We start from the raw sequence: 25,517 nt of genomic DNA on the forward strand, positions 1-25,517 counted from the left end.
CGGCTACGGAATCGAGACCACCAGCGTGGCGTACCCGATCGGGTCGTCTCGGCGGATGTGCGCGACCTCCTGCTTCGCCCAGCGTTCCCAGTGCGGGCGGAACAGCTCGCCATCCCGATCCAATGCCCGGCGCTTGCGGCTCGCCTCGGGAGATTCGACCCACACCCGTACGTCAGCGATCCGCGCGGCTCGCGGAGTGAGGGATCCGCAGCCCTCCAGGATCACTCCGCGCGAGGGGTCGACCGCATAACTCTCCGCATACTCTCCGGCCTCCCAGTCGTAGCGCTGCCACGTGCCGACGAGATCACGTCCGTGCGGACGCAGGATCTGCTCGTAAGCCCGCTCGGCGCCGGCGTCCATTCCGTCCCAGCCGGGATAGATCGAGTCCAGGGCGATCAGCTGCGGAGCGGTGCGCAGCGGCCAGTGCTCGGCCAGGAGGCGCGCGAGAGTGGACTTGCCTGCTCCGCTGCGCCCATCCACGAGCACCACTGGGTTGGAGGCCTGCACGGCACGGACGGCGTCGGCGATGCGGGCGACCGCGACGCTCAGCGCGCGTGCGACCGGATCGTCACTTCTTGAGGGCACGGACGATGCGGGAGATCGCGCGTCCCGCAACCCAGACGAAGGGCACGGCGACGGCCAGTAGCGAGACCAGGTTCGGCTCGAATCGCAGCCCCTCCTCGCGGCGCACGTACACGCCGAGCGGGATCGCGATCCCGCCACCACCGCCGCCCTCGCCCTCGGCGCTGCCTTCAGCGCCGCCGGAGCCTCCGCCGAAGCCGGAGAAGGTGAGCGCGACCGGGGTGAACTGGGCGCCGTCCACCTCCTGGGGCTCGCCGTAGGCGCTCTTGACGCCGAAGGACGCGGAGTTCTTGCCAAGCTCGAGTGCGATGTGCGGCATGCGTCCACGCTAGCCCACGCCGGCAGCCTCGACCACCGGCCGCGTCCGCGTCGCGCTTGCGCACCGGCGCCTCACCGGATCAGTCCAGACCGTGCGCGCGCGGATGCGGCGCAGACCCCCGTCCCGCACGCGCACCCAGGTGCCGCGCGCGGGTGACCATGCCGGATCCGAACTTCGCTTGCGCGCTGTCCAGCGCGTCCTCGATACGCCGCCACTCGGCGTCGTCGTCCCACAGTCCGAGTGCACCGCCGGCGTCCGTGAGGCGCTCCGCTCGCACGCCGACCAGTCGCACCGGATCGCGCCTGTCGATCGCCTCGAACAGCGTGCGCGCGACCTCGCCGATGCGCTGACCCACGGACGTCGGCTCGGGAAGAGTCTGGGAGCGGCTCACCGTGGTGAAGTCGGAGAAGCGGATCTTGATCGCCACCGTGCCGGCCTCCCAGCCGGCTCGGCGCAGCCTCGCGGCGACCCGGTCTGCCAGCCGCAGCAGCTCGGAGCGCAGCGCCTCGCGATCGGAGACGTCGATGTCGAACGTCTCCTCATGCCCGACGCTCTTCTCCACGCGGTTCGTCTCGATGCTCCGCGGGTCCCGACCCTCGGCCAGTTCGCGCAGGCGCTGCGCGAGTGCGGGGCCGACCACCCGTTCGAGCGCCGACGCCGGAGTGGCGCGGATGTCGCGAATGAGTCGGATGCCGCGCGACTCCAGTGATTCCGCCGTCTTCGGTCCGACGCCCCACATCGCGCGCACCGGTTTGGTGGCGAGGAAGTCGAGGGTGTCGGCGGCGGCGACGACGAGCAGACCGTCGGGCTTGGCCATGGTCGAAGCCATCTTGGCGACGTGCTTGGTGGCGGCGACCCCCACGCTGCAGCTGATGCCGACTTCGTCCTGCACACGCTCGCGGATCATCGCGCCGATCCGCCCCGGGCTCCCCCAGAGGCGCCGCACACCGCGCACGTCGAGGAAGGCCTCGTCGATCGAGAGCGGTTCCACGAGCGGCGTGACCTGCTCGAAGATCGTCATGACCTGCTTCGACGCGTCACGGTACCTGGTGAAGTCCGGCGGCACGATCCGCGCAGCGGGGCAGAGCCGGATCGCCTGCGAGACCGGCATCGCCGAGCGCACGCCGTAGCGGCGCGCCTCGTAGGACGCGCTGGACACCACGGAGCGCCCGTCCGGGGATCCGATGATCAGCGGCAGCCCGCGCAGGGTGGGGTCGTGCAGCACCTCGACCGCCGCGTAGAACGCGTCCATGTCGACATGCAGGATCCCGGTGCCGGTGTCGTCGGCGTCGGGCGCGGAGACGATGCGCCCCGATCCGTCACCTCGTCCCATGGATCCATTCTCGCGGAGACCGCCGACATCGGATCCGCCCTCTTTGACCGGGCGGTCGATCAACGCGGTAGAATCGTGAGCGACCCCCTTTTCGGGAGCCATCTGACTGCAAGGAGGATGAGTTCGATGAAGAAGTGGACACGCTGGCAGGACTGGGTGGCGGTCGCCGCCGGTCTGGTCGCCGCTGTCGCGGGCATCTGGATGACACCCGCCATGGGCATGTCGATGACCATGATGCTCGTTCTGGGTGCGTTGATGATCGCTGCCGGGGTATGGAGCCTCGCAGCGCCCGGTCTCGTGTCGATGGAGTGGATCCTCGCCGCGATCGGAGCGCTGCTCTTCATCTCCCCATGGATCGGCTCCTACGCCGGAGATACAGGTCCCGCCTGGACCTCGTGGATCTGCGGAGCCGTCTGCGCGGTCGCGGGGCTCTGGGCGCTCGTGCCCGCCGAGAAGGCGCACCGTGCTTCGCACGGCGGCCCCACGGCGGCTCACGCGTGACCTGCGCGGCCGCACAGGGTGCGGGACGCTGGGAGGCCCCCGTCCCGCACCGTTCTGAGGAAGCATCATGACCGAGAGTCCCGATGCCGGCGACGCGCGCACCAGGATCCTCGACGCCGCCGAGACGCTTTTCGCGCGCCACGGCTTCGACGGCACATCCACCGCCCGGATCGCGCACGCCGCCGCGGTGCCCAAGGGCCTGCTCTTCTACTATTTCCCGACCAAGCCCGACATCCTCGCGGTGCTCATCGATGAGCGACTGCGCACCACCGCCCTCGATGCGGCGCCGCTCGCGGTGCGGGGCGACCCCGTGCAGACGCTCATGAACGTGGGCGAGCGCGTTCTGCGCGACCGGGAGGCGTCGGATGTGCTGCGCGAGATCCTCTGGCACGAGTCCCACGTGCGCCCCGAGGTCGCCACCGCACTCTCCCGCTACCGCCGAGCGCTGCACGATACGGTCGAGCGCGCGCTGGCCGCCTGCCTCCCCGCCGGTACGGATCACGGCGCGGTACGGGCCGCCGCCGACGCCTGGTCGGCGACGATCACAGCCCGGCCCCTCGAGGCCGGTGCCGAGGAGAGCCCCGAGGAGCAGCGCCGCAGGCTGCACGAACCGGCCAGCCTGCGGGCGATCGCCCGCATCCTCGGCGCCGGTCTTCAGGCGGCGACGCTCAAGGGCGCCGCACTCTGAGTGCGGCGCCCTTGAGCCTGTACTGAGCGGTCGTCGCTATTGCGCGGCGCGCTCCAGGATGAGCTCGCGGACGCGTGCGGCGTCGGCCTGACCCTTCATTGCCTTCATGACGGCGCCGATGACGGCACCGGCGGCCTGGACCTTGCCGTCCTTGATCTTCGCCATCACGTCAGGCTGCGCGGCGAGGGCCTCATCGATCGCGGCGATGAGTGCGCCGTCATCCGAGACCACGGCGAGCCCGCGCGCATCGACGACCTGCTGCGGGGTGCCTTCGCCGGCGATGACACCCTCGAGCACCTGCCGGGCCAGCTTGTCGGTCAGCGTGCCCGCGTCGACGAGCTGCTGCAGGGCGGCGACCGACGCCGGGTCGATCAGCGTTGCGGCGTCCACCTCGCGCTCGTTGGCGATGCGGCTGATCTCACCGGTCCACCACTTGCGCGCGGTGTCGGCGGTCGTGCCGGCGGCGATGGTCGCCTCGACCTCGTCGAGCAGCCCGGCGTTCACGACGCCCTGGAACTCGATGTCGCCGAAGCCCCAGTCCGCCTTGAGCCGGCGACGACGGGTGACGGGCTGTTCGGGCAGCGCCGCGCGCAGCTCCTCGACCAGATCGCGAGCCGGCCGGACGGGCAGCAGATCGGGCTCCGGGAAGTACCGGTAGTCGTCGGCATCCGACTTCGGACGACCGGGCGATGTCGTGCCGGTGTCCTCGTGCCAGTGCCGGGTCTCCTGCGTGATCGTTCCGCCGTCCGCGAGGATCGCGGCCTGACGCTGGATCTCGTAGCGCACGGCGCGCTCCACGGAACGCATCGAGTTGACGTTCTTCGTCTCGGTGCGGGTGCCGAGCTTCTCCTGGCCACGGGGGCGCAGGGAGACGTTCGCATCGCAGCGCAGGTTGCCGCGCTCGAGGCGCGCCTCGGAGATGCCCAGGCCGCGCACGATGTCGCGGATCGTGGCCACGTACGCCTTGGCGATCTCGGGAGCGCGGTGCTCGGCGCCGAAGATCGGCTTGGTGACGATCTCGACGAGCGGAACGCCGGCGCGGTTGTAATCCACGAGGGAGTACTCCGCACCCTGGATGCGACCGGTCGCGCCGCCCATGTGGGTGAGCTTGCCGGCGTCCTCCTCCATGTGCGCGCGCTCGATCGGGATCGTCACGAGCGTCCCGTCTTCGAGCTCGACCTCGACCGATCCCTCGAACGCGATCGGCTCGTCGTACTGCGAGATCTGGTAGTTCTTGCCGAGGTCCGGGTAGAAGTAGTTCTTGCGCGCGAACCGGCAGGACTCGGCGATCGAGCAGCCGAGCGCGAGGCCCAGACTGATCGAGGAGCGCACAGCCGTCTCGTTCACGACCGGGAGCGATCCCGGGAGGCCCAGATCCACCGGTGCGATGAGCGTATTCGGCCCGGCGTCGTGGTTGCGCTCGTTCGCCGGGTTGGGCGCGTCGGAGAACATCTTGGTCTCGGTGTTGAGCTCGACGTGCACCTCGAAGCCGAGCACCGGCTCGAACAGTTCGAGCGCCTTGTCGAAGTCCATGAGCTTCACGGCGGCCATCAGCGGGTTCCTCCCTGCGGTCCCTGAGCTTGTCGAAGGGTCGGTGCGCGGTCGAGCAGCGGCCCGCCCCACGCGTCGACGAGCAGCGACTCCAGCGCGGCGCCGACCCGGTACAGGCGTGCGTCCTCGCGGGCGGGGGCGAGGAACTGGATGCCGACGGGCAGTCCGTCCTCCTCGGCCAGGCCCGACGGGATCGAGATGCCCGGGACGCCGGCAAGGTTCGCCGGGATCGTGGTGAGGTCGTTGAGGTACATCTGCAGCGGATCGCCGATCTTCTCGCCGAGCTTGAACGCCGTGGTGGGCGCGGAGGGCGTGGCGATGATGTCGACCTGCGCGAACGCCGCGTCGAAATCCTGCTGGATGAGGGTGCGCACCTTCTGCGCGCTGCCGTAGTACGCGTCGTAGTACCCGGCCGACAGCGCATAGGTGCCGAGGATGATGCGACGCTTGACCTCCGGGCCGAAGCCGACCTCGCGAGTGAGCGACATGACGTCCTCGACCGTGCCGCCGCCCTCGGGCGTGACACGCAGGCCGAAGCGGACCGAGTCGAACTTGGCCAGGTTGCTCGAGGCCTCAGCGGGGAGAATCAGGTAGTACGCGGCGACGCCGTACTCGAAGTGCGGGGCGGAGATCTCCACGATCTCCGCGCCCTGGGCCTCCATCAGCTTCAGCGCGGCGTGGAAGGATCCCGCGACGCCGGACTGGAAGCCGGAGTCGGGCAGCTCCTTCACGACGCCGACCTTCAAGCCCTTGAGCACCTGTCCGGTCGCGCCCTCGCGCGCGGCCGCGGCGAACGACGGCCAGGCGTCGGGGAGCGACGTGGAGTCCTTCGGGTCGTGACCGCCGATCACGTCATGCAGCAGGCCCGCATCGAGAACGGTTCGAGCCACGGGACCGACCTGGTCCAGGCTCGAGGCGAGGGCGATCGCGCCGTAACGGCTGACGCCGCCGTAGGTCGGCTTGATGCCGACCGTTCCGGTGACGTGCGCGGGCTGGCGGATCGAGCCCCCGGTGTCGGACCCGAGCGCGATCGGCGCCTCGAACGCGGCCACGGCGGCAGCCGAGCCACCACCCGAGCCGCCCGGGATCCGGTCGAGGTCCCACGGGTTGTGCGTGGCCCCGTAGGCGGAGAACTCCGTGGAGGAGCCCATCGCGAACTCGTCCATGTTGGTCTTCCCGATGCCGATGAGCCCGGCCGCCCGCGCACGGGCGACGACCGTCGCATCGAACGGCGACCGGTATCCCTCGAGGATCCGGGATCCGCTCGTGGACGGCTGGTCGGTCGTGACGAGCACGTCCTTGATGGCGAGCGGCACTCCGGCGAGTTCGCCCAGGTCCTCCCCCGCGGCGCGGCGGCCGTCGACGTCGGCCGCCGCGTCCAGCGCGTGCTCGTTGACGTGCAGGAAGGCGTGCACATCGCCGTCGACGGCAGCGATGCGGTCGAGGTGGGCCTGCGTCGCCTCGACGCTCGACACCTCTCCGGCGGCGAGCTTGGCACCGAGCTCGGCGGCGGTCCAGCGGATGATCTCGCTCACTGCTCCTCCCCCAGGATCGCGGTGACCCGGAAGCGGTCCCCGTCGGCGTCGGGCGCATTCTGCAGCGCCTGCGCGGTGGTGAGGGTCTGGCCCACGACGTCCTCGCGGAAGACGTTGTGCATCGCGATCGGGTGGCTCGTGGGCTCGACGTCGGGCGTCGCCACCTCCGACACCTTCGCGATGTTGTCGACGATGGCGTCCAGCTGACCGGTCAGCTGCGTCACCTCGTCGTCGGAGAGCTGGATGCGCGCGAGCACGCCGAGATGGCGTACGAGATCAGGGGTGATTTCAGACACCAGGACAGTCTAGCCAGCGGGCGTCGCCCGCCCCGCCGCGGCGGCGGGCCCCTGACGCACCCGGCCTCAGTCCTGCAGCACGAGGAAGAGTGCGGTGTCCCCGCACCGCACGACCCGCGTTCCCTCGCCGCCACCCGCCGACAGAGCGCCCTCGCGCAGGGCGGTGAGCGCACTTTGCACGTCCTGCCCCCGCAGCAGGGTCCCGGTCACACGGTGCGAGTCGCTCGAGGCGACCACCCGGCCCGATCCGTTCACGACCGTGCCGGTGCCGGCCGCCTCCCGCAGGATCGGCAGGATCACGCGCTCCAGCCGCGACACGTGCACGTCGATGCCGACCACACCGACCATCCGCCCGTCGTGCATGACGGGGGTCGTCACCGTGACCGTGTAGTCGTCGGTGCACAGGTAGTCGACGTAGGGGCCGGTGACGTGGCGCTCGCCGGTGCGCTCCGGCACCCGCCACCACTCCAGCTGGCGGTAGTCGCGGAACTGATCCGACTCCGGGTCGTTCACCGCTTCCAGACGTCGCACGCCGCCGCGATCGCCGCGATCGAGGCCGTGGATCTCGCGCAGCCACCATGCCAGATGCCAGGGCGCATCGGCGAGGAGCCCTGGGGTCGCGACGAAACCGGCCCCGGTGACGAGTCCTCCCGGCGCCTCCAGAGCCGGTCGTGCCAAGGCATCCATGAAGGGATCCAGCGCCGCGGCGGCGGGGGCAGTGCCCTGCACCGCGAAACCGTGGAACTCGTCCTGAACGGCGGTGCGCCATCCTTCCACGAGCGCGAACAGGGGCGCGAACGTGCCTTCGATGCGCTGGGCGATGCGTGCGTCATGCTCGGCGACAGTGCCGGTCATCTCGCGCTCCTTCTTCGTGTGTTCCGGTGTCACGCCCGCGCGGGCGTGGTGGTCTCTGCCGCGGCTTCCAGCCGAGACTTCTCGTCCAGCAGCCATTCGACGCCACTGGCGATGCGACGCACGGCGATCGCCCTGGCCCCCTCGGTGTCGGCGGCGCCGATGGCATCGAGTTCAGCACGTCGGGCGGCGCGGCTGCGGATCCGATTGTCCTCCTCGCGCAGGCCCAACCAGATCAGCGAACCGATCTCGGCCTGCAGACGGAGCTCTTCACGCACGAGTCTCGGCGATTGACTGAGGGCCGCGACCTCGAGCTGGAACCGGGCGACGGCGCGGCGCGCGGCGCCCATCGTGGAGAGGTCCTCGTGCTCCTCGAGCTCGCGCAGTCCCTGCACGTCGTCGTCACCGGCGCGGTCGGCGGCGAGTTCCGCGGCCATGCCCGCGATCGCGGCATAGTGCGTGGACGCGTCCCGCAGCTCGACTCGACTGATCGCCCTGATGCGCTCATCGGTGAAGCGACGCGCGGTGTCCGGGTCGAAGGTGACGAAGCTCCCGCCGTCGCGACCGCGCCTGGTCTCGATCAAGCCGGCATCGCGCAGCGCTTCCAGTGCCTCACGGGCCGTGACGACGGCGACGCCGAGCCGGCGCCCCAACTGCGACTCGCTCGGCAGCCGCTCTCCGTCGTGCAGCACGCCCGACGTGATCGCGTCCTGCAGGCGGCGCTCCACGATCTCGGCCCGACCGATGTCCGACAGCGGCGCGAACACGGCCGACCGCGCGGGGTCCACACCTGCCGACACCTGTGCCACGCCGCTCTCCTTCCAGGCTCCTGACACGACGGTAACACGGGTGTTGACAAAATCCTCTGTTCCCATATGATTCCATTCATCTACTAACAGAGGATTAGTCCTCGCATCGAAGGAGATGTGATGGCGGACAAGCCCGTCGCGATCAGACTCACCGGACTCACCCGTTCATTCGGATCCGTCACCGCCGTCGACGGCGTGGATCTGGAGATCGCCGAAGGAGAGTTCTTCTCCATGCTCGGACCGTCCGGATCCGGCAAGACCACCGTGCTGCGCCTCATCGCCGGTTTCGAGCAGCCCACGGAGGGAACCGTGGAGTTGTTCGGGGAGGACGTGACGGCCAAGGCGCCGTTCGACCGGGACGTGAACACGGTGTTCCAGGACTACGCGCTGTTCCCGCACATGACCGTGCTCGACAACGTCGCCTATGGCCTGCGGGTGCGCGGCATGCGCACCAAGGAACGTCGCGAGCGCGCGCGAAAAGCGCTCGCCAGCGTGCGCCTCGAGCACGTCGCGGATCGCAAGCCCAGCCAGCTCTCCGGCGGACAACGGCAGCGCGTCGCGCTCGCCCGCGCCACGGTCGTCGAGCCGAAGGTGCTGCTGCTGGACGAGCCGCTGGGCGCGCTGGATCTGAAGCTGCGCGAGCAGATGCAGGTCGAGCTGAAGCAGATCCAGCGCGATCTCGGCATCACGTTCATCTTCGTCACCCATGACCAGGAGGAGGCGCTGACGCTGTCGGACCGCATCGCGGTCTTCAGCGCAGGGCGGATCGAGCAGCTGGGCACGCCGTTCGAGCTCTACGAGAAGCCCGTCTCGCGATTCGTCGCCGACTTCGTGGGCACCTCGAATCTGTTCGACGACGTGACGAGCGAGCTCGTGCTCGGCCGCACCGGTCACCATTCGCTGCGCCCCGAGAAGCTCGCGGTCTCCCCTGCCCCTTCTGTCGAGCCCGGCTACCGCTCCGCTCCGGGCGTCCTCGCGGAGGCCATCTATCTCGGCTCCGGCGTGCGCCTCGTGGTCGACCTCGATCAGGGCCCCCGGGTCACGGTTCTGGAGCAGAACGTCGGCGGGCGCGCGCACGGCGCCCACGGCGACCGGGTCTTCGTCTCCTGGCGCGACGTGGATCTCGTCGCTCTCGACAACGCCCCGGCCGCGGAGCAGAACGAGACCCCCTCCCGCACCATCCGCACGGCCGGCGCCCGCTGACCGGCATCTCTCGCACCCCGCACGCAGAAGAACGAAGGAGTATCCCATGCGAAAGAACACACTCAAAGCCCTCGTGGCCATCGGCCTCTCCACGGCCGTCATCGCCGCCCTGTCCGGCTGCGGCACGGCCGGGTCCGGTGGCGGTGCCGCCGCGGGGCCGGTCGACAAGCTCGGCAAGGCCGAAGGCGCGGTCAAGATCCTGGCGTGGCCGGGCTACGTGGAGGACGGCTCGAACGATCCGAACGTCGACTGGGTCTCCGATTTCACCAAGGCCACCGGCTGCAAGGTCGAGGCGAAGACCTTCGGTACGTCCGACGAGGCGCTGAACCTCATGAAGACCGGCGACTACGACGTGGTGTCCGCATCCGGTGATGCCTCGCTGCGTCTCATCGCCTCGGGCGACGTGGCAGAGGTCAACACGAAGCTGCTGAAGAACTACGACGGCATCTTCCCGTTCCTCAAGGATCGCGCCTGGAACACCGTCGACGGAAAGCACTACGGCGTCCCGCACGGCTACGGCGCCAACCTGCTGCTGTACAACACCGACACGTTCCCGACCGCACCCACCTCCTGGGATGTCGTCTTCGACAAGGCCTCGGAGCACAAGGGCAAGATCACCGCCTACGACTCCCCGATCTACATCGCCGACGCCGCGGTCTACCTCATGGCGCACAAGCCCGAGCTCAAGATCACGAACCCCTACGCGCTGGACCAGAAGCAGTTCGATGCGGCGGTCTCCCTGCTCAAGGAGCAGCGGCCGAACATCAGCGAGTACTGGGGCGACTACCTCAAGGAGGTCCAGTCGTTCCAGTCCGGCGACAGCGTCGCCGGCACCACCTGGCAGGTGATCCAGAACACGCTCGAGGGCGAGGACGCCAAGACCGCCGTCGTGCTGCCCGAGGAGGGCGCGACCGGCTGGAGCGATACCTGGATGATCTCCTCCAAGGCGAAGAACCCGAACTGCGCGTACGCCTGGCTGGACTACATCTCCAGCCCGAAGGCGAACGCGGCGGCCACCGCCTACTTCGGCGAGGCCCCCTCGAGCGACAAGGCCTGCGACTTCCGCGACGACTGCGCGTCGTATCACGCGGGCGACGCGGACTACGCCAAGAAGATCTGGTACTGGACCACGCCCATCGCGAAGTGCCTGGACGGCCGCACCGACGTGAAGTGCATCGACTACGCCGGCTGGACCACAGCCTGGCAGCAGATCCGGAACTGATCGGATCCGGTCGCCCGGGGCATTGCGCTCCGGGCGACCGGGCCGGGATTCGAAAGGCCGTCATGAGCACCATCGCACCGGCGAAGACACCGCCGCGCACACCGATCCCGTTCCCGCGCCGCACTGCGGCGCGACGCGGATCCGTCTACCTCTCCGCGCATCCGCGCGCTCGGCTCGCCCTCCTGCTGTCCGCCCCGCTGTTCTGGCTGGGAGCGGTGTACGTCGTCGCATTGGCGCTGCTGCTGGTCACCGCGTTCTGGACCACCGACACGTACACGGGGCAGATCCGCACCGAGTTCACCCTCGACAACGTGGTGACGGTCGTCACCGACGCGTTCTACCAGGGCATCACGCTGCGCACAGTGGGGATCGCCCTCGCCGTCACCGCGATCGACGTGGCCCTCGCGCTGCCGATCGCCTACTTCATGGCGATGGTCGCCTCCCCGGCCTTGCAGCGCACCCTCGTGGTGCTGGTGCTGACCCCGCTGTGGGCGTCATATCTCGTGAAGGCGTTCGCCTGGCGCTCCGTGCTCTCCAGCGACGGCATCCTGGACTGGCTGCTGCGACCGCTCGGCGGGCATACGCCCGGATACGGCATCGCCGCGACGATCATCACGCTGTCGTACCTGTGGTTGCCGTACGTGATCCTCCCGATCTACGCCGGACTGGAGCGGGTGCCGAGCTCTCTGCTCGAGGCCTCCGGCGACCTGGGCGGACGGAGCTGGGCGACCCTGCGTCTGGTCGTGTGGCCGATGGCGCTGCCCGCGATCATCGCCGGCACCATCTTCAGCTTCTCGCTGTCGCTGGGCGACTACATCACGATCGGCATCGTCGGCGGGGGCGCCCAGATGCTCGGCACGCTCGTCTACCAGGACATCGGCGCGGCGAACAACCTGCCGCTCGCGAGCGCGATCGCACTCATCCCGATCGTCATCATCTTCGGCTACCTGTTCCTCGTGCGCCGCACCGGCGCCCTGGACAACCTGTAGGAGTCACCGTGCGCATCTCCCTCGGAACCAGGGTCACCCTCGGCATCATCACCGCCGTGATCCTCGCGGTCGTGTACGTGCCGCTGGTGGTCGTGCTGATCAACTCGTTCTCCACGTCGTCCTCGCTCACCTGGCCGCCACCCGGCCTCACGCTGGAGTGGTGGGGCCGGGCGTTCCGCAGCGACGGCGCGCTCGAAGCCGTCGGCACCAGCGCGCTCGTCGCGCTGATCTCCTCGGCCCTCGCGCTCGTCCTCGGTACGATGCTGTCGTTCGCGCTGCAGCGGTTCTCGTTCTTCGGCCGCACGACGGTGAACCTCCTCGTGATCCTGCCGATCGCACTGCCGGGCATCATCACCGGCATCGCGCTGAACAACCTGTTCCGCACGATCCTCGGGGTGCCGCTGTCGATCTGGACCGTGATCATCGCGCACACCACGTTCTGCCTCGTCACCGTGTTCAACAACGCCGTGGCCAGACTGCGGCGCATGGGCACCTCGTTCGAGGAGGCCTCGGCCGATCTCGGCGCCGGAATCTGGACGACGTTCCGCCTGGTCACCTTCCCGCAGCTGCGCTCCGCCCTGCTCACCGGCGGCCTGCTCGCCTTCGCGCTATCGTTCGACGAGATCGTGGTGACCACGTTCACCGCCGGATCCGGGGTGCGCACCCTGCCGATGTTCATCATCGACAACGTCGCCCGCCCCAACCAGGCTCCGATCGTGTCCGTGATCGCGGTGGTGCTGATCGTCGTCTCGATCGTGCCGATCGCCCTGGCACAGAAACTCTCCGGCAGCGAGCAGCAACGCCGGTGAGACGTCCCGGGCGGCGCGGAGGGGGTTGCGCCGCCCGGGATCGTGCATCCTCCAGGGGCGGCATAGGCTGAGCGCGTGACGACGTTCGTTCCTCCGCGCCCATGGACCGCCAGCTACGCCGAGGGGGTGCCGGAGGACCTCGCGGAGGTATCCGGATCCCTCGTCGACATCGTGGAGGCATCCGCGCGCGACTACCCGGATGCACCCGCGCTGCAGTTCTTCGGCCGCACCACCTCCTATCGCGACCTGCAGTCCTCCATCGAGCGCGCGGCGTCGGGCCTGAAGGCGCTCGGCGTCAAGGCCGGAGATCCGGTCGCGATCGTGCTGCCGAACTGCCCGCAGCACATCGTCGCGTTCTATGCGGTGCTGCGCCTGGGCGCCGTCGTCGTCGAGCACAACCCGCTGTACACGCCCCGCGAGCTGCGCAAGCAGTTCGAGGACCATGGCGCGAAGCATGCGATCGTCTGGAACAAGGTCGTCGCGTCCGTCCAGGAGTTCCCCTCGGACCTCGCCATGACGAACCTCGTGTCGGTCGATGTGACGCGCGCGATGCCTGCCCTCACCCGCTTCGCACTGCGGCTGCCGATCGCCAAGGCTCGCGAGTCTCGCGACGCCCTCACATCCAAGGTTCGCGGCACGGTGACGTGGGAGTCGGTGGTCGGGTACGCCCCGCTCCCCACCACGCATGCGCGCCCTGCGACCGACGACCTCGCCATCATCCAGTACACGTCGGGTACCACCGGGACGCCGAAGGGCGCCTCCCTGACGCACCGCAACCTGCTCGCCAACGCCGCACAGGCGCAGGCCTGGGTGCCGTCGATCACGCGCGGCGACGGCTGCGTCGTCTACGCGGTCCTGCCGATGTTCCACGCCTACGGGCTGACGCTGTGCCTCACGTTCGCGATGTCGATGGGCGCGCGGCTGGTCCTGTTCCCGAAGTTCGATCCGGATCTGGTGCTCGACGTGGTGAAGAAGCACCCGGCGACGTTCCTTCCGCTCGTGCCACCCATTGCGGATCGCCTGTTGAAGGCGGCCACCGAGAAAGGCGTGTCGCTCGCGGGCATCGAGGTCGCGATCTCGGGTGCGATGGCGCTGCCGCACGAGCTCGTCGTGCCGTTCGAACAGGCCACGGGCGGCTACCTCGTCGAGGGCTACGGCCTCAGCGAGTGCTCCCCCGTGCTGATGGCGAACCCCGTCGCGGACAACCGCGTGCCCGGCACCGTGGGGCTTCCCCTGCCCGGCACCGAGTGCCGCGTGGTCGATCCCGATCAGCCGTCGAACGATGTCGAGCCGGGGCAGCCCGGTGAGCTGATCGTCCGCGGGCCGCAGGTGTTCTCCGGCTACTACGGAAAGCCGGAGGAGACCGAGGCCGTGTTCGTCGATGGCTGGTTCCGCACCGGCGACATCGTCACGATCGACGAGGGCGGGTTCGTGCGCATCGTCGATCGGATCAAGGAGCTCATCATCACCGGCGGCTTCAACGTCGCCCCCACCGAGGTGGAGGGCGCGCTGCGCCAGCACCCCGATGTCGTGGATGCCGCGGTGGTGGGACTTCCCAGCGAGCACTCCGGCGAGGAGGTCGTCGCGGCGATCGTCGTGGATCCGGGCACGGACGTCGACGTGGAGGCGGTCCGCGAGTTCGCCCGCGGGATCCTCACGCCGTACAAGGTGCCGCGCCGCATCTTCGTGGTCGACGAACTGCCGAAGTCACTGATCGGCAAGGTGCTGCGGCGCCAGGTCAAGGAGCGCCTGGTCGCGCTGACGTCCGGAAACTGACCCATCCCCCGGTTTCGAAGCGCGCAATTGGCTCGATTCTGCCGGCGGATCGAGTCATTTGCGCACTCTGAACTGCGTTCCCCCAGGCGGGGGACGGTACTCTGAGTTGTGACCCGAGACGACGCGACGCCGACCGAGACCCCCATCGACACCACTGCGGAGGGCGACGGAGCGACCGAAACGGAAGCGCCCGCCGGACCGGGCTTCGAGGATCTCGGGATCAGCGGCCCCGTCCTCGCCGCGATCAAGGCGCTCGGATACGAGACGCCATCGGCGATCCAGCGCGAGACGATTCCGCTGCTGCTCGGCGGCCGCGACGTGCTGGGCACGGCGCAGACGGGAACGGGCAAGACCGCAGCGTTCGCTCTGCCGATCCTGGAGAACCTGGACCTGCAGCAGAAGAAGCCTCAGGCGCTGGTGCTCGCCCCGACCCGCGAGCTCGCTCTGCAGGTTGCCGAGGCGTTCGAGTCCTATGCCGCGAAGATCCCCGGCGTGCACCTGCTGCCCGTTTACGGCGGTCAGGGCTATGGCGTGCAGCTGTCGGCGCTGCGCCGAGGCGTGCACATCGTCGTGGGTACGCCAGGACGCATCATGGACCACCTCGCCAAGGGCACCCTCGACCTGTCGGAGCTGAAGAACCTGGTGCTCGACGAGGCCGACGAGATGCTGAAGATGGGCTTCGCCGAGGATGTCGAGCAGATCCTCGCGCAGACGCCCGACACCAAGCAGGTGGCACTGTTCTCGGCGACCATGCCCGCCACGATCCGCCGCCTCGCGCAGCAGTACCTGCACGATCCGGCGGAGATCTCGGTCAAGGGCAAGACCACGACCAACGCGAACATCACGCAGCGCTATCTCGTCGTGTCGTATGCGCAGAAAGTCGACGCGCTCACCCGGATCCTCGAGGTGGAGAACTTCGAGGGCATGATCGTCTTCGTCCGCACCAAGAACGAGACCGAGACGCTCGCCGAGAAGCTCCGCGCACGCGGATACTCCGCCGCCGCGATCAACGGCGACATCCCGCAGCCTCAGCGCGAGCGCACCGTCGGCCAGCTCAAGGACGGCAAGCTCGACATCCTCGTCGCGACCGACGTCGCCGCCCGAGGTCTCGACGTCGAGCGGATCAGCCACGTCGTGAACTTCGACATCCCGACCGACACCGAGTCCTACGTGCACCGCATCGGCCGCACGGGTCGCGCGGGCCGCTCCGGCGACGCGATCAGCTTCATCACGCCGCGCGAGCGCTACCTGCTCAAGCACATCGAGCGCGCGACCCGCCAGCAGCCCGCCCAGATGCAACTCCCGACCACCGAGGACGTGAACAGCACGCGCTTGGCGCGCTTCGACGACGCGATCACTGCGGCGCTCGAGGAGACCGGGCGCATCGAAGGCTTCCGCGACATCATCGCCCACTACGTGCGCAACCACGACGTGCCCGAGGGCGACGTCGCCGCCGCGCTCGCGATCGTCGCGCAGGGCGAGACGCCGCTGCTGCTGGATCCGGAGAACGACCCTCTGTCGGCAGCGGTCGCCGCCGACAACCGTCCTCCGCGCGCCGACCGTGCGGAGCGCTCGGGCGGCCGCGACTCCCGGGACCGCGACGACCGCGGATCCCGCCCGGAGCGGCGCAGCCGGGGCGACTACACCCCGTACCGGATCGAGGTCGGCCGCCGTCACCGCGTCGAGCCGCGGCAGATCGTCGGCGCGCTCGCGAACGAGGGCGGGCTCGGTCGTGACGACTTCGGCGCGATCACGATCCGTCCCGACTTCTCCATCGTCGAGCTCCCGTCGAACTTGGATTCCTCGGTGCTGGACCGGCTGCGCGACACCCGCATCTCGGGCCGGCTCATCGAGATCCAGCGCGATTCCGGCCGCCCGAACCGGGGCCCGCGACGCGATGACCGCGGCCGGGACGACCGCGGCTACGGCGATCGGCCGCGCCGTTCGTACGACGGCGGATCCGGCGACCGTGGCTACGGCGACCGGCCGCGACGCGACGACAGCCCGCGGGACGACCGTCGCAGCGACGACCGTCCCCCGCGCAAGCCGCGCCACAAGGACTGAGCCCGTTCGCATCCCGGGTTCGCTGAGCCCGTTCGCTTCCCGGGTTCGCTGAGGCTCGGGCGCACCGTGTCACGCACGGACGCCCGAGCGCTCAGCGGGCGACGTCGGGGGTGATCTCCTCGTCACCGTGCCGGTGCACGACCTTCCATGCGCCGTCTTCCCGCCGGTATACCTGGGTCACGCGCAGCACATAGCCGCGCGGACGCCCATCGACGGTCGTGGAAGTGATCTCGCGATGGGCGGTGTACGCCAGATCGCCGGACACCTCAGCGGCGAGCAGCTCGACACTGCTGGAGGTCGCATCCGAGAAGGACTCCCCCAGCTTTCGGAACATCTGCCGCACCTCCTCGCTCCCAGACGCGCTGACCCAGGCGCCGAACAGGGTTACCGGCTCGATCTCCGACCACGTTGCGAACCGCGGACCGGGATCACCCGAATGCAAGGCGTTCTCCGCTGACTGCCAGGTCGTGCGGAACCAGTGCAGGAACTCATTGCGCTCGTCCATGGCGGTATTCAACCCCTCGGCTCGCATCGGGGGAAGAGCATCGTTCGTCCCATCAGACGGCGATGACCGGCTTCGTCCGCACCGGGCCCAGCCAGGTCGCGACGAGGACAGCGGTGACGGATCCGGCCGCCATGATGGCCGCCAGCACGATGATCTGGAACCGACCGGCCTCGAGGGGTGAGAGACCGCCGAAGATCGCGCCGACGAATGCGCCCGGGAGCACGACGAGACCGGTCGTCTTGGTCTGATCGACCGAGGGGATCAGGGCCTCGCGCACGGCGCCGCGCGCGAGGTCCAGCGTCGAGCGCCGCGACGTGGCTCCCAGAGCGAGCCACCCCTCGACCTCTTCCCAGTGGTCGAGGACCGTCCTCCGGAACAACCTGCCCGTGAGCGTGGCGATGTTCATCGTGTTCCCGATGATGATCGCGCCGATCGCCAGCGCGTACCGAGGGGTGGGGGCCAGCGCGCCGGATCCGAAGACCGCTGCCGCTGCCACGGCGATGCCCGCCGCGATCGAGGTCGACATCACGAGCGCCCCGTGCCCGCTCCACCCGATCCGCTGCGTCGCGACGGAGACCGCCACGCCGAACATCACCAGAAGCGCGACCGCGATCAGCGCGGGCTGCGTGATGATACCGCCGAGGATCAGGCTGATGATCGCCAGCTGCACGACACCACGCGCGATCGCCGCGGCGGGCGCCCACGATCCTCGCACCCGGAACAGCAGGAGGGCGGCGGTCGCCACGGCGACGAGGATGCCGACGCCGATCAGGGTCGGGATCAGATCGACGGAAGCGCTCACGACCGCGAGCCTATCCCCCGCCGCATACGACGGACGCGGGACATCAGAAGGGCGGTGGGTCGTTCGTTCGGAAACCGGTCGGGGTGATGACTTGGACGGTGTGGTTCTCGCGGTTCCGGTAGATCATCCTGGTGCGATGTCGTCGCACATGATCGGCGGGGCACAGTGGTCGCAGGTTGCCGGTGTCGGTGAGGCCACCTCGGGACCACATCTGTGCATGGTCGAGGTCGGCGTCGAGGGCGAGCCGGTCGCAGCCGTCCCTCGCGCAGGTCCCGTGCTGCAGGACCAGCCAGTCCCGCTGCGCCTTCGTCGGCCGATACGTACGCCGATCCAAGTCGAGCACGATGCCGCGGACGGGGTCGGTGATCACCCGCCGGAACCCGGTCGCGTCCAGGAACGCCTGCCGTGCGGTGGCCGGGTCGATCGGACCATGCCCGACCAGCTGCGCCTCGGACGCCGACGCGACCGGACTGCCCGTCGCACTCAGCGAAGAGGCAGCGCTCGCCGTGGTGGCGGCGACGCCCGCGGCGACACCGAACGCGGATCCGGGATTGACACCGGCCAGCAGGCCGATCGGTACGGTCACGAACACCGTCGTCTTCACCGCCCGGTCAGTACCGACACCCAGCAGCCAATCGCACAGCAAGTCCGCACGAACCTGATCCCTCGTGCGCCCCTCCCGGCGGTCCTTCTGGAGGTGTTTCGCGGTCGAGGTGAGGCGTCGCTTGATCGCAACCGCCTTCACCGTCGGGATCAGGGCTGTCAACCAGGACATCCCGTCACCGGCGTCTTCCACGACCACCCGCCGGTCCACCATCCCGCGGGCATGTTTGCGCTCGGGCGGGGTGGGGTCGAGCCGGTCGGTGAGGATCGTCACCCGGCGCCGGAACGTGCTCACCGGCAGGCGCAGCGCCCACTTCGCCGCAGTCTGGTCGATCAGAGCAATCGCGTCGTTCGCGTATGCCCGCGCGGACGCATCCGCGCCGGCCGGAGCCCGCAACCGCAACACCGCCGAGACGGCGGCCTCCACAAACCGCAGGGACACGAACCCGTCCCGGGCGTGCTCCCACAACAACGGCAGACACTCCGCCGCGGTCGACGCGGTGCACTCCAGCGAGCGGACCTCGTTCTCCGAGATCTGCAACCGCACCGCCACATCGAAGAACACCGACCGCCGCGCATGATCCGCATCATCCGGACCATCCCCGACCGTGTAGATCTCAGGGTGCCGGCGGGCCAGGTCCACGACCTCCACGATCCGCTCCGCACGCCGCACCGCCCGCTGATTCAACGCGACATCATCCTCCTGCAACCCATCCAGGATCCGCGCCGCGACGAACGTCTCATCCACCACCATCACCCGCGGGACGCCGACGAAAGTCGACTCCTCGAACGCTTCAACAGTGGTGGGTTCCATCTCCCGAGTCTAGCACTTATGTTCGAACTACGGAAGAGCCGAACCGCGTAAATCCGCGGAATTCCGCCGTGAACGCACCGTCAATCGAGCGCGTCCGGCCCCTCCGTCACGAGCAGGTGGAACTGCGCCGCGTCGAGGATCCGCAGTCCGAGCTCCTCCGCCTTGGCGAGCTTGGAGCCGGCGCCGGGTCCCGCGGCCACGAAGTCGGTCTTCTTCGAGACGCTCGACGCGGCCTTTCCCCCGGCCTTGATGATCGCCTCCTGCGCCCCCTCACGGGTGTAGCCGTCGAGGGATCCTGTCGCGACGATGGTGAGACCTTCGAGCACACCGCCCTCCGCGGCCGCGGCCCCGGGTCCAGGATGTCCAGGCGTCGCCCATTGCACACCCGCGTCAGCCCAGCGCTGCACGATGTCCTGGTGCCAGTCGACGGTGAACCAGTCCAAGAGCGAGTCGGCGATGATGCCGCCGACGCCCTCGACGGCCGCGAGCTCCTCACGGGAGGCCGCGCGGATCGCGTCCAGGGATCCGAACCACTGCGCCAGCGCGCGTGCGGCGACGGGGCCGACGTGGCGGATGTTCAGGGCGACCAGCAGACGCCACAGGTCCTTGGTCTTCGCCTTCTCGAGCTCGGCGAGCAGCTTGACCGCCTGGGAGGACGGCTGGGCGGCATTGACGCCCTCCTTCTTCTCCGCGGCGTTGGGGTTGCGCCGGAACGGAGCACGGGTCTTCACGATCCCGTCCTCGTCCTCCTTCGGGAGTCCCGTCTCCGCGTCGCGCACGACGACCTCGATGGGCACGAGCTGCTCGAGCGTGAGGGTGAACAGGCCCGCTTCGGTCTCGAGCGGCGGCACCGCAGGGTGGCTCGGCTGCGTGAGCGCGGCTGCGGTGACCTCGCCGAGCGCCTCGACGTCGAGAGCCCCGCGCGAGCCGATGTGCTCGACGCGGCCGCGCACCTGCGCGGGGCACGATCGCGTGTTCGGGCACCGCAGATCGATGTCGCCCTCCTTGGCCGGAGCCAGGATCGACCCGCACTCGGGGCAGCGCTCCGGCATCACGAACTCGCGCTCGGAGCCGTCCCGCCGCTCGACCACCGGGCCGAGCACCTCGGGGATCACATCGCCGGCCTTGCGCAGCACCACCGTGTCGCCGATGAGGACTCCCTTGGCCTTCACCACGTCCTTGTTGTGCAGGGTGGCCTGGCGGACGACGCTGCCGGCGACGTGGGCGGGCGCCATGACGGCGAACGGCGTGGCGCGGCCGGTGCGGCCGACCGACACCACGATGTCGAGCAGTGTCGTCTGCACCTCCTCCGGCGGGTACTTGTAAGCGATCGCCCACCGCGGTGCGCGGCTCGTGGCGCCGAGCTCATCGTGCAGGTCGAGCTCGTCCACCTTGACGACGATGCCGTCCAGCTCGTGCTCGATGTCGTGCCGGTGCTCGCCGAAGTACGCGACGAAGTCCGCCACTTCGTCGATCGAGGCGCACACCTTGGTGTGCGGACTCGTGGGCAGACCCCAGCTCGCGACAAGCTCGTAGATCTCGCTCTGTGCGGCGACGGGCGGGTCCGGCCAGGCGCCGATCCCGTGCACGTACAGGGCGAGCGAGTCGACGCGGAGCAGCCCCGCCTCGAGCTCCATGCCGTCCTTCTTGTCCAGCTGCTGGCGCAGGCCCCCGCTCGCGGCGTTGCGCGGGTTCGCGAACGACGGGAAGCGCCGCGCCGCCGCGGTACGGGCCTTCTCCTCATCGAACGGCTTCTTGACGCCGCCGCGCGCCTCCCACCGTTCCAGGGCCTCGGCGTAGGCACGGTCCCGGAAGGCGGCCTGTGCGGCGTTCAGCCGTTCGAAGGCCGCAACCGGGATGAAGACCTCGCCGCGCACCTCCACGATCGCGGGATGACCGGATCCGCTCAGCCGCTCGGGGATGCCGGCGACGCGCAGGGCGTTCTCGGTCACGATCTCGCCGACCCGTCCGTCGCCGCGTGTGGCAGCAGAGGTGAGCACGCCGTGCTCATAACGCAGATTGATCGCAAGGCCGTCGATCTTGAGCTCGGTGAGCCAGGCGACGTCTCGGCCCGCGGCAGCCCGGGTCTTGGCCGCCCATTCGCGCAGCTCCTCGATCGAGAACACGTTGTCGAGACTGAGCATGCGCTCCGCGTGCTCGATGGTCTGCAGCCCCGTCGCCTCGGCCGCACCCACCATCTGGGTGGGCGAGTCCTGTCCCTGCAGCTCGGGGTGCAGGCGCTCGATCTCCTCGAGCCGGTGCATCCAGCCGTCGTAGGTGGCGTCGTCGACGAGCGACGTGTCGCGCCCGTAGTAGGCGTCCTTCGCCTCCAGGATGCGGGTCGTCAGCTCCTCGGCCTCGACACGGGCGGCTTCCAGCGAGATGTTCTCCGGCACCCCTGAAGTCTACGAGCGGGCGCCGACATCTGCGGGCGGCCGCACCGGATCCTCAGAGCCGGGCGATCGCTTCGATGTCCGCCCGGAATTCGGCGATCTCGTCTGCGGAGACGGTCGCCCTCGTGCTCCCGAGAGCCCGCGCGTAGTCGTCGGTGTCGAGCGCGGATACCTGCGCACCATCGCTCAGCGCCCGGGCCAGCGCCTCCTGGGATGCACGCCGTGCGGCGTACTCGATGTCGGCGGGCGTGAGCCCGTCGCTGGCCGCGACCAGCCGGTCCAGATCGACGTCGCCGGCCGACTCCACCGGGATGTACCGCGCCCAGATCGCCCTTCGCGCATCGGCATCGGGCAGGCCGATCGGGATCACGTAGTCGAAGCGCCCGTGCCGGAGGAACGCCGCGTCGAGCGCGCGCACGAAGTTCGTCGCGCAGATCAGGATCCGCCCCTCCCTGTCGCGGAAATCGGCGACGAGCTTGAGCAGCTCGTTCGTCACGCCCTGCGTCGGCGACGGCGGCGTGCCGCCGCGGCGGGAGGCGATCTCCTCGACCTCGTCGATGAAGACGACGGCGTGCTCGAGCTCGTCGATGGTCTCGAACGAGGCGCGCAGCCCGCCGGCGAGACCCGCGCCGCCATCGGCCAGTCGCGACGGGAACAGCTCCACGAACGGCCAGTCCAGCCGGGAGGCCACCGCTCGGGCGAACGTGGTCTTGCCCGTCCCCGGAGGGCCGAACAGCATGACGGCACGCGGGGGCACCACCCCGAACCTCTCGGCGAGATCCGGTCGAGCCAGCGGAGTCACCAGACGCTCCTCGAGCAGGGTCTTCTCGTGCGTCATCCCGGCGACGCGATCCCACAGGTGCGGGGGGAGGATGCGTCCGCCGACCTCTTTGAGAGCGTCGATCTCGCGCCGCTGGATGGGCATCGCGCGCTCGAGGTAGCGCACGGAATGGTGCACATGGAAACCGTTCTCGGTGAACGCCCCGAGCCCATCAGCCTCGGGGATGAGCACCGAGAGCTTCGCCAGGCCCAACGGCGCCATCTTTCTCTCCAGCGCGTGCAGCAGTGACGAGCTCACCTCGGATCCGGCGTCGTCGAGCGTCCCGAAGAACACGATCCAGCCCTGAGCGTGCGCACCGCGGCCGACGGCGGCACCCACGAGCAGCTCACCCTGCACCGCGACGACGGCGTGATCCTGCTGGCACGAGGCGATCACCTCGGCGAGCGAGTAGATCGGCCACTCGTTCTCGCGCGTGACCTGCCCCCACAGCCGGACGATCTGGTCCAGATCGTCCCCATGGAAATCGCGGATGTACGTCCTCGTCATGGCGGCTCCTCCGTCGGGCAGTGCACCCATCATCACAGAGTCCCGCGCGCGCCGACCACGACATGACGTCGGCGACAACCCGGGTCGTCCGCGACGACAGCGGGCTCGGACGACAGCGGGCTCAGACGCCGGCCGGCACCGCCGACACCGTGCGATCGATCGTGAACTGGCCGAGCACCCGTGTTCCGACGTACAGCACGGCGCTCTGACCGGGCGCGACGCCGTCGAGCGGGGCGTCGGGCACGACCCGGACGCCGTCCTCCGAGACGAAGGCGCGCGCGGGAACCGGATCCGCATGGGCTCGGATCTGTACCTCGCAGACGAACTCCTGGGTCGTGGGCGCGGCTCCCGCCCACGAGCGCCGCTCCCCCGAGATCTCGGCGATCGCGAGCGCCTCCTTGGGGCCGACCACGACAGTGTTGGACACCGGACGCACCTCGAGCACGAACCGTGGCTTGCCGTCGGGAGCAGGCACACCGAGGCGCAGTCCACGGCGCTGGCCGACGGTGAACGCGTGCGCGCCGTCGTGGCTGCCGACGACGTTGCCGCCCCGGTCCAGGATCTCGCCCTGCTCGGCGCCGACCTTCTCGGCCAGCCAGCCGCGGGTGTCGCCATCGGGGATGAAGCAGATGTCGTGACTGTCCGGCTTCTGGGCCACGCTCAGCCCGCGCTCCGCGGCTTCCGCGCGCACAAGCGCCTTGGACGGCGTGGATCCGAGCGGGAAGTATGTGTGCGCGAGCTGGTCGGCGTTCAGCACGCCCAGCACGTAGGACTGGTCCTTCGCCGCGTCCGAAGCTCGATGCAGCTCGAGGCCTTCCTCGCCGTCGACGAGCGTGGCGTAGTGCCCGGTGCACACGGCGTCGAAGCCGAGCTCGATCGCGCGCTCCAGGAGCGCGGCGAACTTGATCTTCTCGTTGCAGCGCAGACACGGATTGGGCGTACGACCGGCCCGGTACTCCGCGACGAAGTCGTCGATCACGTCCTCGCGGAACCGTTCGGAGAAGTCCCAGACGTAGAACGGGATGCCGAGCAGGTCCGCGGCACGACGGGCGTCCATCGCATCCTCGATCGTGCAGCAGCCGCGGCTGCCGGTGCGCAGGGTGCCGCCCGCCCGCGAGAGCGCGAGATGCACACCGACCACGTCGTGCCCGGCCCCGACGGCCCGCGCAGCGGCCACGGCGGAGTCGACTCCCCCGCTCATCGCCGCCAGAACACGCATGGATCCAGTGTACGAGCGGATGGCTGGGCAGGCGCTTCGAGAGGATCGGCGCCGCAGGTCAGCGGGCGCCGCCGGAGGTCCGCTCGTACGCATCGCCGATCGCGGCGAGCACGGCGTCCACGTCGGCGTCGGACGAGGTCCGCCCGAGCGTGAACCGGATCACGCTGCGCGCCTCGACCTGGCTGCGTCCGAGCGCCTGGACGACGTGCGAGGGCTCGGCGATCCCGGCCTGACAGGCGGATCCGGCCGATGCCGACACCCCGGCCACGTCGAGCAGGAACAGCAGGCTCTCGCTCGGCGCGCCGGGGAACAGCAAGTGCGCGTTGCCCGGCAGCCGCCCCGCCGGATCAGGATCCCCGAGCAGCTCGGCGGAGGGCACCCGCTCCCGAATCCCGGCGACGAGGCGATCGCGCAGCGCACCCAGCCGCACGGCCTCCGCAGCCCGCTCGGCGACGGCGAGTTCTGCGGCGAGCGCGAACGCGGCGGCCCCGGCGACGTCCTGCGTGCCGGAGCGCAGTCCGCGCTGCTGCCCCCCGCCGTGCTGAAGCGGGGCGAGGCGGGCCGTCCGGGCGACGACGAGCGCCCCCGTGCCTGTGGGTGCGCCGATCTTGTGGCCGGCGATGCTGAGCGCCACGAGCCCCACACCCGCCGGCGCGTCGCCCCGGAGAGCGGCGAACGACAGCGGCAGGTGCCCGAAGGCCGCGACCGCGTCCAGATGCAGGGGCACACGGGCCGACGTGGCGGAGGCGGCGAGCGCGGCGGCGTCATTGACGGTGCCGATCTCGTTGTTCGCGACGAGCGCGGTGGCCAGGGCCACGCCGTTCGAGGCGAGCCGTGCCGCGAAGGCGTCGGCGGGGATCCGCCCCACCGCATCCAGCGCGACCGGCACCACCTGGGCCCCCTCACCGGCGAGCGCGGCGACGGTGTCGAGCGTCGCGTGGTGCTCCCCGTCCGGGAGCACGATGGACCCGCGCCCCGAGAGCCGGGAGCGCCACAGCCCCTGCACGGCGAGGTTCACCGACTCTGTGCCTCCCGAGGTCAGCACGACCTCGATCGGATCGCACTCCAGCGCGGCCGCGAGGCGCTCTCGCGACTCCTCCAGGATCCGGCGCGCCCGCTGCCCGGCGCCGTGAGTGGAGGAGGCGTTCCCGGTCTGACGAGCGACGCGCAGCCACTCCTCGGCGGCCTCGGGCCGCAGGTCGGTGGTGGCCGCATGATCCAGGTAATGCACCCCACCACTCTCGCACCTCGCCCTGGGACGGGACTCGGTGGCACGGATCGCGGAACGCGGTGGCATCCCGACCCGCTGGTGCCGCGTATTCTGT

The 25,517-nt window shown here is 69.8% G+C and carries 23 protein-coding genes; 8 read left to right on the forward strand and 15 right to left on the reverse strand.

Annotation, left to right across the window (positions count from 1 at the left end; genetic code table 11):
• Positions 1-3: 3 nt before the first annotated feature.
• The 3 genes from ACTJI8_RS03240 to dinB all read right to left on the reverse strand — a co-directional run bounded on the left by ACTJI8_RS03240 (position 4) and on the right by dinB (position 2,234).
• Positions 4-585 (reverse strand): hypothetical protein, encoded by a 582-nt coding sequence (locus ACTJI8_RS03240; RefSeq protein WP_440731958.1) that lies wholly within the window; start codon positions 583-585, stop codon positions 4-6.
• A complete protein-coding gene (locus tag ACTJI8_RS03245; protein ID WP_440731959.1) occupies positions 569-901 on the reverse strand; it encodes a hypothetical protein in 333 nt (110 codons plus the stop codon). The genes ACTJI8_RS03240 and ACTJI8_RS03245 overlap by 17 nt, the downstream gene beginning before the upstream one ends.
• A 79-nt stretch (positions 902-980) precedes the next feature.
• Positions 981-2,234, reverse strand: a complete 1,254-nt coding sequence (dinB, locus tag ACTJI8_RS03250; protein ID WP_440731960.1) for a DNA polymerase IV — start codon at positions 2,232-2,234, stop codon at positions 981-983.
• A gap of 126 nt (positions 2,235-2,360) precedes the next feature.
• Here dinB and ACTJI8_RS03255 point away from each other — a divergent pair, with 126 nt between their 5' ends.
• Together ACTJI8_RS03255 and ACTJI8_RS03260 are read left to right on the forward strand one after the other, a co-directional pair.
• Positions 2,361-2,735 carry an SPW repeat protein gene (locus tag ACTJI8_RS03255; protein WP_440731961.1) on the forward strand — a complete coding sequence of 125 codons (375 nt, stop codon included), beginning with the start codon at positions 2,361-2,363 and terminating at the stop codon, positions 2,733-2,735.
• A 67-nt stretch (positions 2,736-2,802) separates the two neighbouring features.
• Entirely contained in the window at positions 2,803-3,423 is a 621-nt protein-coding gene (locus ACTJI8_RS03260; RefSeq protein ID WP_440731962.1) for a TetR/AcrR family transcriptional regulator, read from the forward strand.
• 36 nt (positions 3,424-3,459) lie between these two features.
• Here ACTJI8_RS03260 and gatB read toward each other — a convergent pair whose 3' ends face one another.
• From gatB to ACTJI8_RS03285, 5 genes are all read right to left on the reverse strand, one after another.
• Positions 3,460-4,974 (reverse strand): Asp-tRNA(Asn)/Glu-tRNA(Gln) amidotransferase subunit GatB, encoded by a 1,515-nt coding sequence (gene gatB, locus ACTJI8_RS03265; RefSeq protein WP_440731963.1) that lies wholly within the window; start codon positions 4,972-4,974, stop codon positions 3,460-3,462.
• On the reverse strand, positions 4,974-6,509 hold the full coding sequence (gatA, locus tag ACTJI8_RS03270; RefSeq protein WP_440731964.1) for an Asp-tRNA(Asn)/Glu-tRNA(Gln) amidotransferase subunit GatA: 1,536 nt from the start codon (positions 6,507-6,509) through the stop codon (positions 4,974-4,976). Before gatA ends, gatB begins: the two co-directional genes overlap by 1 nt.
• Positions 6,506-6,805 carry an Asp-tRNA(Asn)/Glu-tRNA(Gln) amidotransferase subunit GatC gene (gene gatC, locus ACTJI8_RS03275; protein WP_440731965.1) on the reverse strand — a complete coding sequence of 100 codons (300 nt, stop codon included), beginning with the start codon at positions 6,803-6,805 and terminating at the stop codon, positions 6,506-6,508. Before gatC ends, gatA begins: the two co-directional genes overlap by 4 nt.
• Positions 6,806-6,871: 66 nt before the next feature.
• Positions 6,872-7,660 (reverse strand): cache domain-containing protein, encoded by a 789-nt coding sequence (locus ACTJI8_RS03280; RefSeq protein WP_440731966.1) that lies wholly within the window; start codon positions 7,658-7,660, stop codon positions 6,872-6,874.
• A gap of 29 nt (positions 7,661-7,689) precedes the next feature.
• Positions 7,690-8,466, reverse strand: coding sequence for a FadR/GntR family transcriptional regulator (locus tag ACTJI8_RS03285; RefSeq protein ID WP_440731967.1), 777 nt, complete (start codon positions 8,464-8,466; stop codon positions 7,690-7,692).
• A 120-nt stretch (positions 8,467-8,586) separates the two neighbouring features.
• Here ACTJI8_RS03285 and ACTJI8_RS03290 point away from each other — a divergent pair, with 120 nt between their 5' ends.
• The 6 genes from ACTJI8_RS03290 to ACTJI8_RS03315 all read left to right on the forward strand — a co-directional run bounded on the left by ACTJI8_RS03290 (position 8,587) and on the right by ACTJI8_RS03315 (position 16,529).
• Entirely contained in the window at positions 8,587-9,669 is a 1,083-nt protein-coding gene (locus ACTJI8_RS03290; protein ID WP_440731968.1) for an ABC transporter ATP-binding protein, read from the forward strand.
• A gap of 46 nt (positions 9,670-9,715) precedes the next feature.
• A complete protein-coding gene (locus ACTJI8_RS03295) occupies positions 9,716-10,891 on the forward strand; it encodes an ABC transporter substrate-binding protein (protein WP_440731969.1) in 1,176 nt (391 codons plus the stop codon).
• A gap of 62 nt (positions 10,892-10,953) precedes the next feature.
• A complete protein-coding gene (locus ACTJI8_RS03300; RefSeq protein WP_440731970.1) occupies positions 10,954-11,880 on the forward strand; it encodes an ABC transporter permease in 927 nt (308 codons plus the stop codon).
• An 8-nt stretch (positions 11,881-11,888) separates the two neighbouring features.
• Positions 11,889-12,689 carry an ABC transporter permease gene (locus ACTJI8_RS03305; RefSeq protein WP_440731971.1) on the forward strand — a complete coding sequence of 267 codons (801 nt, stop codon included), beginning with the start codon at positions 11,889-11,891 and terminating at the stop codon, positions 12,687-12,689.
• 75 nt (positions 12,690-12,764) lie between these two features.
• Positions 12,765-14,465, forward strand: coding sequence for a long-chain-fatty-acid--CoA ligase (locus ACTJI8_RS03310; RefSeq protein WP_440731972.1), 1,701 nt, complete (start codon positions 12,765-12,767; stop codon positions 14,463-14,465).
• Between the two features lie 108 nt (positions 14,466-14,573).
• Positions 14,574-16,529: a DEAD/DEAH box helicase gene (locus ACTJI8_RS03315; RefSeq protein WP_440731973.1), complete on the forward strand. Its 1,956-nt coding sequence runs from the start codon at positions 14,574-14,576 to the stop codon at positions 16,527-16,529.
• A gap of 91 nt (positions 16,530-16,620) precedes the next feature.
• Here the strand turns inward: ACTJI8_RS03315 and ACTJI8_RS03320 are convergent, their stop codons facing one another.
• From ACTJI8_RS03320 to ACTJI8_RS03350, 7 genes are all read right to left on the reverse strand, one after another.
• Positions 16,621-17,034, reverse strand: a complete 414-nt coding sequence (locus ACTJI8_RS03320) for a YybH family protein (RefSeq protein WP_440731974.1) — start codon at positions 17,032-17,034, stop codon at positions 16,621-16,623.
• A 52-nt stretch (positions 17,035-17,086) separates the two neighbouring features.
• Entirely contained in the window at positions 17,087-17,836 is a 750-nt protein-coding gene (locus tag ACTJI8_RS03325; protein WP_440731975.1) for an ABC transporter permease, read from the reverse strand.
• A gap of 43 nt (positions 17,837-17,879) precedes the next feature.
• The gene (locus ACTJI8_RS03330) at positions 17,880-19,253 is read right to left on the reverse strand and encodes a DUF222 domain-containing protein (RefSeq protein WP_440731976.1); all 1,374 of its coding nucleotides are present in this window, start codon (positions 19,251-19,253) and stop codon (positions 17,880-17,882) included.
• Between the two features lie 80 nt (positions 19,254-19,333).
• Positions 19,334-21,649, reverse strand: a complete 2,316-nt coding sequence (gene ligA, locus ACTJI8_RS03335) for an NAD-dependent DNA ligase LigA (protein ID WP_440731977.1) — start codon at positions 21,647-21,649, stop codon at positions 19,334-19,336.
• Positions 21,650-21,701: 52 nt separating this feature from the next.
• A complete protein-coding gene (locus tag ACTJI8_RS03340; protein ID WP_440731978.1) occupies positions 21,702-22,973 on the reverse strand; it encodes an ATP-binding protein in 1,272 nt (423 codons plus the stop codon).
• Between the two features lie 121 nt (positions 22,974-23,094).
• The gene (mnmA, locus tag ACTJI8_RS03345) at positions 23,095-24,192 is read right to left on the reverse strand and encodes a tRNA 2-thiouridine(34) synthase MnmA (RefSeq protein ID WP_440731979.1); all 1,098 of its coding nucleotides are present in this window, start codon (positions 24,190-24,192) and stop codon (positions 23,095-23,097) included.
• A gap of 58 nt (positions 24,193-24,250) precedes the next feature.
• Positions 24,251-25,423 carry a cysteine desulfurase family protein gene (locus ACTJI8_RS03350; RefSeq protein WP_440731980.1) on the reverse strand — a complete coding sequence of 391 codons (1,173 nt, stop codon included), beginning with the start codon at positions 25,421-25,423 and terminating at the stop codon, positions 24,251-24,253.
• Positions 25,424-25,517 lie beyond the last annotated feature (94 nt).

Origin of the sequence: Microbacterium sp. 22303 (assembly GCF_052045265.1) — a bacterium.
Taxonomy (GTDB): Bacteria; Actinomycetota; Actinomycetes; order Actinomycetales; family Microbacteriaceae; genus Microbacterium.

Excerpts from the sequence above, each read along its gene's own strand:
- ACTJI8_RS03245 (WP_440731959.1), bottom strand. The coding sequence starts at position 901 with ATGCCGCACATCGCACTCGAGCTTGGCAAGAACTCCGCGTCCTTCGGC.
- dinB (WP_440731960.1), bottom strand. The coding sequence starts at position 2,234 with ATGGGACGAGGTGACGGATCGGGGCGCATCGTCTCCGCGCCCGACGCC.
- ACTJI8_RS03255 (WP_440731961.1), top strand. The coding sequence starts at position 2,361 with ATGAAGAAGTGGACACGCTGGCAGGACTGGGTGGCGGTCGCCGCCGGT.
- ACTJI8_RS03260 (WP_440731962.1), top strand. The coding sequence starts at position 2,803 with ATGACCGAGAGTCCCGATGCCGGCGACGCGCGCACCAGGATCCTCGAC.
- gatB (WP_440731963.1), bottom strand. The coding sequence starts at position 4,974 with ATGGCCGCCGTGAAGCTCATGGACTTCGACAAGGCGCTCGAACTGTTC.
- ACTJI8_RS03280 (WP_440731966.1), bottom strand. The coding sequence starts at position 7,660 with ATGACCGGCACTGTCGCCGAGCATGACGCACGCATCGCCCAGCGCATC.
- ACTJI8_RS03290 (WP_440731968.1), top strand. The coding sequence starts at position 8,587 with ATGGCGGACAAGCCCGTCGCGATCAGACTCACCGGACTCACCCGTTCA.
- ACTJI8_RS03295 (WP_440731969.1), top strand. The coding sequence starts at position 9,716 with ATGCGAAAGAACACACTCAAAGCCCTCGTGGCCATCGGCCTCTCCACG.
- ACTJI8_RS03300 (WP_440731970.1), top strand. The coding sequence starts at position 10,954 with ATGAGCACCATCGCACCGGCGAAGACACCGCCGCGCACACCGATCCCG.
- ACTJI8_RS03320 (WP_440731974.1), bottom strand. The coding sequence starts at position 17,034 with ATGGACGAGCGCAATGAGTTCCTGCACTGGTTCCGCACGACCTGGCAG.
- ACTJI8_RS03330 (WP_440731976.1), bottom strand. The coding sequence starts at position 19,253 with ATGGAACCCACCACTGTTGAAGCGTTCGAGGAGTCGACTTTCGTCGGC.
- ACTJI8_RS03340 (WP_440731978.1), bottom strand. The coding sequence starts at position 22,973 with ATGACGAGGACGTACATCCGCGATTTCCATGGGGACGATCTGGACCAG.
- mnmA (WP_440731979.1), bottom strand. The coding sequence starts at position 24,192 with ATGCGTGTTCTGGCGGCGATGAGCGGGGGAGTCGACTCCGCCGTGGCC.